At 35.6% G+C, this 8,675-nt stretch carries 9 protein-coding genes and 1 pseudogene; 6 read left to right on the top strand and 4 right to left on the bottom strand.

Going from position 1 to position 8,675, the window contains the following annotated elements:
• Nucleotides 1-26: 26 nt before the first annotated feature.
• The 3 genes and pseudogenes from OI69_RS17800 to OI69_RS17790 all read left to right on the top strand — a co-directional run.
• Nucleotides 27-938, top strand: a pseudogene (locus tag OI69_RS17800) (tyrosine-type recombinase/integrase); the annotation flags it as partial.
• 268 nt (nucleotides 939-1,206) lie between these two features.
• Nucleotides 1,207-1,686 (top strand): Hcp family type VI secretion system effector, encoded by a 480-nt coding sequence (locus tag OI69_RS17795; protein ID WP_039353631.1) that lies wholly within the window; start codon nucleotides 1,207-1,209, stop codon nucleotides 1,684-1,686.
• An 81-nt stretch (nucleotides 1,687-1,767) separates the two neighbouring features.
• A complete protein-coding gene (locus OI69_RS17790; RefSeq protein ID WP_039353628.1) occupies nucleotides 1,768-2,112 on the top strand; it encodes a hypothetical protein in 345 nt (114 codons plus the stop codon).
• A 15-nt stretch (nucleotides 2,113-2,127) separates the two neighbouring features.
• Here the strand turns inward: OI69_RS17790 and OI69_RS17785 are convergent, their stop codons facing one another.
• Together OI69_RS17785 and OI69_RS17780 are read right to left on the bottom strand one after the other, a co-directional pair.
• Nucleotides 2,128-2,922: a DUF4225 domain-containing protein gene (locus OI69_RS17785; protein WP_039353626.1), complete on the bottom strand. Its 795-nt coding sequence runs from the start codon at nucleotides 2,920-2,922 to the stop codon at nucleotides 2,128-2,130.
• Between the two features lie 72 nt (nucleotides 2,923-2,994).
• Entirely contained in the window at nucleotides 2,995-3,189 is a 195-nt protein-coding gene (locus OI69_RS17780) for a hypothetical protein (protein ID WP_039353623.1), read from the bottom strand.
• A 243-nt stretch (nucleotides 3,190-3,432) separates the two neighbouring features.
• Here OI69_RS17780 and OI69_RS20095 point away from each other — a divergent pair, with 243 nt between their 5' ends.
• On the top strand, nucleotides 3,433-3,603 hold the full coding sequence (locus OI69_RS20095; RefSeq protein ID WP_165587505.1) for a hypothetical protein: 171 nt from the start codon (nucleotides 3,433-3,435) through the stop codon (nucleotides 3,601-3,603).
• A 128-nt stretch (nucleotides 3,604-3,731) separates the two neighbouring features.
• Here OI69_RS20095 and OI69_RS17775 read toward each other — a convergent pair whose 3' ends face one another.
• A complete protein-coding gene (locus tag OI69_RS17775) occupies nucleotides 3,732-5,336 on the bottom strand; it encodes a TIGR04141 family sporadically distributed protein (protein WP_039353621.1) in 1,605 nt (534 codons plus the stop codon).
• A gap of 762 nt (nucleotides 5,337-6,098) precedes the next feature.
• Nucleotides 6,099-6,605, bottom strand: coding sequence for a hypothetical protein (locus OI69_RS17770; protein ID WP_039353618.1), 507 nt, complete (start codon nucleotides 6,603-6,605; stop codon nucleotides 6,099-6,101).
• Between the two features lie 1,054 nt (nucleotides 6,606-7,659).
• Between OI69_RS17770 and OI69_RS17765 the strand changes: the two genes are divergently transcribed.
• Together OI69_RS17765 and OI69_RS17760 are read left to right on the top strand one after the other, a co-directional pair.
• On the top strand, nucleotides 7,660-8,235 hold the full coding sequence (locus OI69_RS17765) for a hypothetical protein (RefSeq protein WP_039353615.1): 576 nt from the start codon (nucleotides 7,660-7,662) through the stop codon (nucleotides 8,233-8,235).
• A 50-nt stretch (nucleotides 8,236-8,285) separates the two neighbouring features.
• Nucleotides 8,286-8,663, top strand: coding sequence for an ankyrin repeat domain-containing protein (locus OI69_RS17760; RefSeq protein ID WP_039353612.1), 378 nt, complete (start codon nucleotides 8,286-8,288; stop codon nucleotides 8,661-8,663).
• The last annotated feature ends 12 nt before the right edge of the window (nucleotides 8,664-8,675 follow it).

Genomic DNA, 8,675 nt, shown 5'->3' with positions numbered 1-8,675 from the left:
ATCAAGTCTGAGCTAATACAGTTAAGGTCTGGAGACGCATTGAAAACTACCTTCTGCCAGATCTGGGAAATCGTGATGTATCAGAGCTTGATACCAGCGATTTACTCATCCCCCTCAGAAAAGTTGAGAAATTAGGCTATCTCGACATCGCCATGCGGCTGAAGCAGTATACAACCTCCATCATGCGATACGCCGTCCAGCAGAAAATCATCAGTTATAACCCTGCTTATGATTTGCAAGGCACTATCGAAAAAGGTGAGACAGCACACCGCCCTTCTATCGAAATCTATGAAATTCCCGATCTCTTACAAAAACTCGACAACTACCGTGGTCGGGGTCTTTTAACAGAATTAGCGATCAAACTCACATTATTGGTTTTTGTCAGGTCAAGTGAGTTACGTTTTGCCCGATGGAGTGAAATCGACTTCAAAAAATCTCTCTGGGTTATCCCTGAACAACGCAAGGAAGTTAAAGGGGTAAAACACTCAGGTCGTGGTGCCAAAATGAAGAGAAAACATTTTGTCCCACTATGCAGGCAGGCAGTTGAGATCTTGAAAGAGGTTAAACAGATCACTTATGGTGAAAAAGCGGGTGACGGGTTTATTTTCACCGGGTTTTACGACAGTGATTCTGCGATGAGTTCAGGCACTATCAATAAAGCCCTTCAGCGTATGGGATATGACACCAAAACCGATCTGTGTGGGCATGGCTTTCGCACGTTAGCCTGTAGTGCATTGACGGAATCGGGATTATGGTCGGAAGACACGGTTGAGCTTCAAATGAGCCATAAAGAGAAAAACACCGTTAGATCTGCTTATACCCATAAAGTCAGTCATCTTGACCAGCGTAAACTGATGCTGCAATGGTGGGCTGATTTTCTGGATGCAAACCGCAATGGAGTAGTTAGCCCGTTTGAGTTTGCCAACAGGAAGCAATAACCACTGCCCTTTTAGCCCCTTCATGGTCGTTGGGGCTTTTTTGGCAACACGGTTCAATATAGATGGGCTACATTTTCGTTTTCCTTTCCCACCAAAAACCATTTTCGCACAAATAATTAATGCAATAATTATTGTAGTAACAATCATTTAAAATCATACACATTGCCCGATAACCGCTATTGACTCGTTGACTAAAAAATGCAGAAATTACACTCCCATAAGGAAAAAGGATTTATGGGCGATTATGGATAACATTAAGGAATAAATAATGGCAAATTTGATCTATCTGAAACTCACTGGCATTAAACAAGGCCTGATCTCTGCGGGTTGTTCAAGTGCAGACTCGATTGGCAACAAATATCAGATCGCTCATGAAGATGAAATTTTTGTTTATGAGTTAATGAATAGAATAACTCGACAGGATAATGTTGCTCTCAATCCCGTAGAAATAAGAAAGCCAATAGATAAAGCCACCCCACTTATTGCCCAGGCATTAGGTGATAACGAAAAACTAACCTGTGAATTCCTGTTTTACAGAACCTCTCAATCGGGTGGTAATGAACTCTATTTTAAAATGGTGCTGAGAGACGCCATTATCAACGACATTCAGTTTTTCTATCCTAACTCATTGACACATAATGAAACTCAGCCACAGGAAAGTATTTCGTTCAAATTTGCATCAATCGAATGGGAGCATGTGGTAGCAAGAACCAGTTCTTTCCTTTTATGGACTGATTCGACTTACTAAATACAGAACTGATGGGCGATAGTGTTAAAATGTCTCTACGCCCTATCAAAAGCTATAAGGGAAAATCGGGGAAAAGAAACAATGAATGATCAAGACATGGAAAAAGAACTACTAGAAAATGGGTTCACACAAAACGACATTACCAAAATGAGGGGTATTGTTTCACGTAGTGAAAATAGTGAAGAAACATTATTGATGTTAACACATTCTTTAAAAAAGACATTTTACAATGGGTGTTTTATATCAATAATACTTATTGCTTCATTTATCATTAACGCCGTTTTTAATATTTCCGAAGATTGGGTTGAAATATTAATTCATTTTACTCTAACGATATTTTTTCTCTTACCTGTATATTACCTTGCACCAATGAACTTAGCATATAAATCATATTCCTATCTAAAGGGAAAAGATAAAACGGGCTGAGATTAGCCCATTAAATTAAAGAGAATCATCTTTATATATATCAGACATTATCCGTATTTTGTTTCCAGCCCCGATCATCTTCAACATCAGTGATGCTCTACTCATTGTATTTATTTTTCTATAATAATCACTTGGAATATATCTAAAAAGCCGCCAGGCATCAGGTTTAAGTGTTAATTTAACAATACCATAGAATGAGGTAACAAGATCGACTGAATGATAAGCCAGCAAGCCTGCTTTTTTATCAAAACCTAAGAATTCAGCAGCATGCATATAACCAGATTTCATAAATCCAATTTCATCATCACGCCCAATAAGATGTAAAAAACTCTCCAGAGATGCGCTTGCACTACTAAGAACAATATGGGCACCGGCAAGTTTACCGATATAAGTTGTCGAACCAGCAATAACACCGAATCCAGAAAAGACCTGAGCACCGTTCAAAATAACACCGATTGCATTTATTGTATAACCGATCTCCTTCTCTCTTTTCTCCATATTGATGGTAATAAATACTTTGGCTTTCTCAAGAGAAAGCATTGTCCCTTGGTTTTCAATATTGGCACATTCCTCCCTGATATTATTAATAGCGGTCTGACATTCAGATGAACTACTGGCATTTCTAACAACTTCCAGATTTCCATTCGAAAACTTCCGGATCTCATCCTCAAATTTTGCTTTAAGAAAGAGATCGTGAATATGGCGGGATGATACAATTCTGGCAGTTTTCATTAGGTCAAACGCAGCGGTCTGAGCCATAGCTAAAAAGTATTGATTATTAACACTATTTCTATTTAGATAATTGTCCATATTTCGCATCCTTGACGTTAGAGAACATTGTGGTCACCAACCTTTAGTTGTTTGTTCTGCACTAGCTAAACCTTACCCCTTCGGCTCAATCCCCTGCTTTCTCAACTCCTGACGGGCAAGCTCTTTGAACCAGTTGCCGAGGCTGATACCTTCTTTCGCCACAACTTCATCTAGCTGTTCACGTAGCTCAGGCGAGATGCGTATCTGGAAAGTCGGTGATTTACCTGTTGACGAAGATTTCTTCGTATCACGTTTTATCGTTGACATGTACGTACCTTTTTAACTATGCTGGATTTTATAGGTACGTACACTATCACGAAAGAACATTACACTCATCACCAGTTTCGCCCCTGAAAGGTATTGGCCTACCAGACAGGGGCTAACCACAGCGTTAAGAGGTTAACGATATGGCTAACAGCAAGTCTAGCAATTCGCTTCTGGAAGATCAGCACTTTAAGCAATCGAGTAAGCGTTATTTTTATCTGTTCTGGCAAGCTACAGAGGTGCGTTATGTTCGATAACACTCCGTTAGAACAAGAAGAGATCATCGACCAGTGCAGAGCATTGATCTACGCTGTTATCGAAACCAAACAGCCGCAGGTCAAAGAGATCCTGACGTTCATCCTCTGGGAAAGACTCGACTGGCTGTATCAGGATGTTCATGCGGAAGAAGCTGTATAGATATTTTATTCGACTGTATTCATAATATATCGCTCTGAGACTATAGCTTTAAAAGAAAATTTTATTCACAACTGATCGTTAGTATCTATATTAACGATCAGAATTTATTTATCAATTAAACAACCTCATTAATTATTTTTTGGCCTATAAGATTTCTTCTTATATATTAAGTCATCCACGGGTATTTTACATATTCTAACCTCATAACCAAAGTTAGAAATAGATTTATAAAAATTCTTAAGATTTATCTTTGAAAACAGTGGGAGTTCATTAGGTATATTTTTATTAGTTGCTATTGCAAAAATTATTTTATAATTTCTTGCATCTGGTCTCAATATGTGATCTTTTAGTTTTAAATTAACAGGGAGTTTATCATTAAGTTTTTCTCTGAACTCAGAATCACTTATAAAAAGTTCTGAGCTAATAAATCCCTGAGAGAACAAATGGCTCATACTTTGAGAACCATTATAATATTTTACGTGTATGAAATCGTTACTTCCTCGGATTAAATCACAAAACTCAATCTTACTTTTCCCACTGCCATGATGTATAAATTTTTGATCCATATAGGTAAAGGAGACATCAAGCCCGCATATATTGCTATTATAATCCTCTTCTCTTTTAAAAGAATAAATAGGAAATTTATCAGCATTTTCATAAGGTAAAATTTTACTTATTTCATCGTCTATAGTTGACAGAAATTTCCGGTCAGCCACGTACCAAATTGAATCTCTCAGGATATAGTTTTGATCGCCATTTTTTATCTCAGCATAAAGACATCTATAGATTGACCATTTCTTTATTGATTGATAATCAGCATCTAATATGTGTATGTTTTTGTCTTTTAGGTTATCAATTGTGGTTTCTATGTCTTTCTCTTCGAAGAAATCACAAACATGGTTCATAGATAAGCTTTCGTAAATTATGCTACGTTGCCGTCTCTCGAAGCAATAACCTATCTGACTTTCCCAATCAACAATTTCAGGCTCCCCAAGCCAAATGTCAGAAAAATCTTTCGCTTTAATTAAATCTATAAGTAATAAGTCAAGTATTTCAATTTCTGACTCATCTGCTTCTTGTATATTGTTTACCCATTCGAACTCTTCAGGAAGGGGAAGGTTATATATGCCGCTGATTTTTTCCAATAAATCTGGAATGCTATTCAAAACAATATCCGGTGTTATGACAAAAGCATCTCTTCCCGTTATTTTATTACCTAATACTTCTTCCGTAGAGGTTCCTGTTAAAGTGGTTAATATATCTAATTCCGAATCAATCTTTAAATTATAAATATCAACTTCTTTGCTGCTCTGGTTTCGAGTAAGGAGGTTTGTCTCATTATGATTTCCTTTATCAATACTACGTATTTTTTTATGTTCAATGCAGTTAAGAGTTGTTTTAAGACCAAAGCCTTTAACTATATAATTATCATTAATTAGATGATGACCAGTTCCAAATGGAATGAGGTATCTTTCGTCATTAAGCTCCACAACAAGGACAGCACCAGTATTGCTATTTTTTCCAAAAAAATTATAACTTAACTCTGAGTTAGCACTTATAAACAAAGTTGCCCACTCAGGCACTTGTGGCTCAACATATTCTTTAGCATATAGATACATTCGTGCTTTTTCATTCTCAAACTCAATGGAAGATTTCACTCTTTCCAGATTTAACACCTGATCAATACTGTCACTATTTTTCTTTGCTTTATATATTGATAGCTTAATCTTCATTGAATTTGCTCTCTAATATTTATAATTAACCAGCTAAATCGCTGAGAGAATGCAGTGATAGACATCTAGGGTTCATGCGAAAGAGGTTGGTGTGAATGAAAAATCATTCGGATTCAAACTTGGTGGTGTCGTCAAAGGACTCAAAAGAGACGATCCAGTCGTTGTCATCTGCCCTCAGTTGCCACCTTGGGTAAGCAGACATCCAATACAAACTATTTCTCATCCCCCATTCAGAATGGTTTGTTTTTCCTATAGTTTTTATAAACATTGCTGTCCTGCCTAATTAATAACAATTAAAAAAACTACAGACATAGAATATTTTTATGCTAATGATTTTTAAAATACTGCTTATACGATATAGCCCTACTATCGAAAAAGATCCACCTGAGAGCTAAAAAAATAACTAACCCAATAATTTTAGCAAAAAGAATGATAGCAAGGTAATAATATCAACTTAGTTTATTTTGATTTAACTCGTATCCAGTTGATGACATGTTACATACAGGTGGACAAGTCATGGATCAGTGCAAGGTGTTTTTCTACAGCGTCAGCGAGGCTAGACAGCCACAGTAAAAAAGATGTTGACCTACTTTGGGAAAGGTTGAACTAGCTGTATCGAGGCTATGATTTGGAATGAATGCTTATCAACACAATAACGTGAAACTATTGCAATCTATTTTGATTAAACGTAGTAATAAATTTACTTGCCACTACATATATGTGACCTAACGAAAATGGGGCCGCAGCCCCACCTATTATGGATTATCCAGCTTGATTGTCAGGCGAGGAGTCATTAGCTACAGAACGAAGGAGATTTAATACCCCCTCCTCACCAAATTCCTTATAAAGACGCTTCATCTCTTTTTGTGCGCTGCTTTCCTTTTGCACAAGCAGAGACTTACGGCATACTTCAAAGACAGATTCAGTGTCCTTCTCTAAGCGACTCAAATCTTCCTTCGTTATAAAGAATGCAGATTGATGAGAAATCCCACCTACATCAGCTTTTGCAGGGAGGGACTTAGCTGATATTGGTAGCAGGTATTGCTTCAGAGAATGTGCTACAGCAGATGCCCGATTAACCGAATAGTCTGCATCAATGTTATATCCTGACGTTGTTAGCGTCTTACCATCGCATAACGCGGCCAGAGCACATAAATCAGTCCTTTTCATACCGCGAATCAGTTCTGACATAGGCTCATTATCTTGAAAACGCAGATCAAGCTTATGTCGGGCTATTTCCGGGGAATAGTCATCAGTAACCTTACGCATACGGCACCTCACATTTTATGCAGATCAAGAGATCTAAAATTTCTACATTTCTTCGAAACATCAGTCTGTTACTCATAAATAAGAGATATAAACCCAGACTACAAAAAGAAGAACTGATGTGATATGCGTAAAAAAACCTAGAAAAAAGCCCCGAACATCCTACATAATGAACACGCGGCTTGGTAAATCGTAAGTTATACGCATTCAACCAGGTCGTTTTCAGTTTGCGAACTGGAATGAGGGGCAGCTATCAGACCTTGGCCTAGGAACTAAGTATTCTGATAGCTGCCTTTGTTTTTCTGAGATCTCTATGATCCCAGAACTATGATTATACCATGCATCGCATTCAACATTGCCAGCTTTTTTTTTGTTCAATCCATCCTAAGCCCCTCAAAACCACTCATGTTCGATTTTCCCATCATGACATGGCTAATCTAAGGGTTGTAGCTATCATGCTCAAAACGCATTTTACTGCCTAAAATCGGACTGTGTATTCATCCAATGTAGATAAATACAGTGCATTAGATGAGTGGTGCTTTTGGAACAGAGTGGGTATCACCAACACACCAACACACCAACACACCAACACACCAACACAGAAAAAATGACATCAGGCCAAAAAATTTAAAATAAATAATTTTTATCAATTAGTTAAAAATTATTTTTATACCATAGGATGAATAAGTAAGCAGTAGACACCATATCTATTAAATATCTAATTTGAAACATCAGCGTCTTTCCGACGAAATGAGCACAATATTGAAGAGAGAAGCAACTAATTTTTGATACCACACTGACAATAGCTAATGGTTATAATTCCCATAGTTAATATTTCCCACTATCGATATTACCTTACCATTAGCGAGAACATGTTTTAATTGATAATAAAACAACATAATGATTATCATGATCATGATCATGATATAAGAAATATTAATTAATATAATAACAATCCCCACATTGACTGAAAATATATTCATCTTTTTTCATACACCTCTGCTATATTTAAAAAACCATTCCAACCCAACTTTAAAATTATAAGCAGGAAATATATATGTTTGGTTACGTTTTAACAATCTCAAAAACTGATGATTCAAACGGTGAAGCAATCTATTATATTACTGATTCTTATGGCATTTGTATAGGACATGCCCCAACTTTAGAATTAGCACTTAGCTTAATGATAATTTATATAGAATATCTTCTTTCTGTTAACAATTTACATAAAAAAGCAGCGGAAATAATTAAAACCATATATCCATTTATTAAAGAAAATAAAATTGATTGCAAAGATTTACTTGATAAAATTAAGGATGCTAATATCATAAAAGAAACAATTAAGTTATTTACGAAAGAACGTCAATGTAAAGAAATCGACTGCGCCCTTTTTAAAATGGAAATTGAAAATATTGAAATTAACGACTATAAGTTTAACCCAGAGTGTATAGAAAAATACTACACTAATTTAATTAAAGGAAATAGCAATAATAAAATAATTAATAAAAAAGAAAGTGATTTCCTTTTTATTGAAAAAGAAGAAATAGACTTCAATAAGATAAAAGAAAAAACCAATTCAATAAAAGAAGATAAATCCCTTTCTAATTTTAAAAAAAATCAACACCGACATTGACTTCCAAAAAACTATATATTATAGAAAAATAAAATAGTCTGGACGTCGAAATGAATAGAAAAATTAAATCAATAAAAGATGTTTTTTCGGAAATGATAAGAAGTTATAGCGACCCATCCAAGTTGGATGAGTTGGGACAGAATTTGATTTTCAAAGATTTCACATGGAATGAAGAAGATCTTCACATGTTAATAGAAAGAGGATTTAACATTAATCAAAAGGATAAGCATGGGAAAACCCCTATATTTTATTGTAAAGCGATATATGAGTTCACACTTCTCTTGTTATATAAAGCTGATTTAAAACAATTAGACAATGATAATAGAAGTTTATTGTTTTTTGAAAATGAAAAATACAATGTTAGATTAATTATTGAAAGCGGAATTGACCTTAACACTGTAGATTTCTTAGGTAATAATTTGTATTAGCTCAGACTTGAT

This window comes from Pectobacterium fontis (assembly GCF_000803215.1).
Classification (GTDB): Bacteria; Pseudomonadota; Gammaproteobacteria; order Enterobacterales; family Enterobacteriaceae; genus Pectobacterium; species Pectobacterium fontis.
Note: the sequence above shows the minus strand (reverse complement) of the source record. Positions and strands in the feature narration are given on the sequence as shown.